Annotated in this window: 1 protein-coding gene; it reads left to right on the forward strand. The window is 63.5% G+C overall.

Annotated features, from left to right (window positions below; genetic code table 11):
- Positions 1–82: 82 nt before the first annotated feature.
- A partial coding sequence (locus ALO64_RS26480; RefSeq protein WP_456238967.1) for a condensation domain-containing protein occupies positions 83–2,502 on the forward strand: 2,420 nt, incomplete at its 3' end.

Here is a 2,502-nt window from a genome sequence, read left to right on the forward strand (position 1 = left end):
GCTGGACAATCTGATCGCCTGGCAACTGGAACAGGCACCTGTTTCGCAACGGGTGTTGCAATTCGCCTCGTTGAACTTCGACGTGTCCTTTCAGGAAATCTGCAGCACCTTGTGTCAGGGCGGCAGCCTGGTGCTGATGAGCGAAACTGCTCGCAAGGACCTCGCTTCACTGCGCCCGACGCTGGTGGCCGAAGGCGTACAACGGGCGTTTCTGCCCTTTGCCGTGCTCCAGCAACTGGCCGGTCTCAGCGAGGCCGATGCCGCGCGTCCGGCGTATGGCTGTGAAATCGTCACGGCCGGCGAGGCGTTGCTGATCAATGACGAACTGCGTGCCTTTGTTTGCGGCCTTGGCGGCGCGCAGTTGCCCAATCAGTACGGCCCGACCGAAACCCATGTGGTCAGCCAGTTCAGCCTGAACTGTGACGAAGCCGGACAGTGGCCGGACGCGCCACCGATTGGCCGGCCCATCGCCAATGCGCGTCTGTACGTGCTGGACGGCGACTTGAACCCGGTGCCGGTCGGTGTGGCCGGGGAGTTGTACATCGCGGGCACCTGTCTGGCCCGTGGCTACCTGAATCGTTCGGCGCTGAGCANNCCGTTCGATCCGCAGCCCGGCGCGCGCATGTACCGCAGCGGTGACCTGGCGCGGTTTCACGCCGACGGCAACGTGCAGTATCTGGGGCGGATCGACCAGCAGGTCAAGCTGCGCGGCTTTCGCGTTGAACTTGGCGAGATCGACAGCCTTCTGCAACAGCAGCCGGGCGTGCAGGAAGCGGTCGTGCTGCTGCGCGAAGACGTGCCGGGCGACCAGCGTCTGGTGGCTTACGTGGTGGGCCTGGCAAGTACTGAAACCCTGCGCGCCGGGCTGCAGCGCCACCTGCCGGAACACATGGTCCCGACCGCCTGGGTTTCTCTGGCGCAACTGCCACTGACCCGCAACGGCAAGCTTGACCGTCCAGCCCTGCCTGCGCCAGAGCGCCAGAACGCAAGCACTTACGTGGCCCCGCGTGATGAGACCGAGCGGCAGATGGCGCAGATCTGGGCCGAGGTGCTCAAATGCGAGCAGGTCGGCCTCCACGATAACTTTTTCGACTTGGGCGGGCATTCGCTGCTGGCCACGCGGATGGTCTACATGATCAACCAGCGCATGGCCGCGCAGTTGTCCCTGAGCAGTCTGTTCAAGACGCCGGTGCTGGTGGATCTGGCAGAGCAGGTACGGCTCGGGCGTGGCGAAGGTCATTCGGTTGAAACGCCGTTTACCCCGATTGAAGCTGACCGCGGCGCACGTTACGCACCCTTTCCATTGACCGATATCCAGCAAGCGTACTGGTTTGGCCGCGAGTCTTCGGTCAGCCTCGGCGGTGTCAGTGCCCACGGCTACGAAGAGCTGCGCATTCCCGGCCTCGACGTGCCACGTTTCGAGCAGGCGCTGAACCGCATGATCCAGCGTCATGACATGCTGCGCGTGGTGTTTCGCAGCGACGGCACACAGCAGGTTTTGGAAGACGTGCCGACGTATCGGATGCCACGCAGTGATCTGCGCGGCTTGCCCGTCGCCGCTGCGCAGCAGGCCCTGCAAGAGACCCGCGAACGTCAGTCCCATCAAGTGCTGGACGCCAGTCGCTGGCCATTGTTCGAGTTCAGTCTGTCGTTGCTCGATGACGGCATCAGCCATCTGCACATCAGCCTTGATGCCCTGATCGTCGACGCGGCGAGTACGCAGATTCTGGCGCGCGAACTGATGGCATTTTATGCCGACCCGCAGTTGCAACTGCCTGAGCCGGGCTTGACTTTTCGCGACTACGTGCTGGCCGAACAGCGCTTGCGCAGTGACCGCCGCTACGAACAGGCGCTGGGCTACTGGCGCGAGAAGGTCGCTACGCTGGCGCCCGCACCGGACCTGCCGCTGGTGTGTCAGCCGGAAAGCATCAGCCAGCCGCACTTTACCCGCCGCGACCGCGAACTGTCGGTGCAGCAGTGGTCGCGACTCAAGGAGCTGGCCCGACAATTTGCCGTGACGCCGTCGGTGATGCTGCTGACCGCGTTCAGTGAAGTGCTGGCGCTGTGGAGTCGACAGCCGCGCTTCACCTTGAGTCTGCCGCTGTTCAATCGCATGCCCTTGCACGCGGATGTCGATGACATCATCGGCGACTTCACCTCGCTGATCTTGCTCGAAGTCAGCCTTGAAGCGGCAGCCAGCTTCACTGACAAGGCGCGTGCCGTGCAGGCCAGGTTGTGGCAAGACATCGACCATTCAGTGGTCAGCGGGGTCCGGGTACTGCGCGAGCTGTCCCAGGCCCGTGGTGTGCAGCAGACCGCCATGCCGGTTGTCTTCAACAGCACCCTGTCGGAGGCCGCACCGGAACTGGCCGAATTCAATCTGGCCGACGCCCTGAACGCCGAGCACATGCACAGCATCACCCAGACCCCGCAGGTGTGGCTGGACCACACGTTGCTGGAGCTGGAAGGGCGCCTGCTGTTCAACTGGGACAGCATCGACGA

It is taken from the genome of Pseudomonas meliae (assembly GCF_001400515.1).
Classification (GTDB): domain Bacteria; phylum Pseudomonadota; class Gammaproteobacteria; order Pseudomonadales; family Pseudomonadaceae; genus Aquipseudomonas; species Aquipseudomonas amygdali.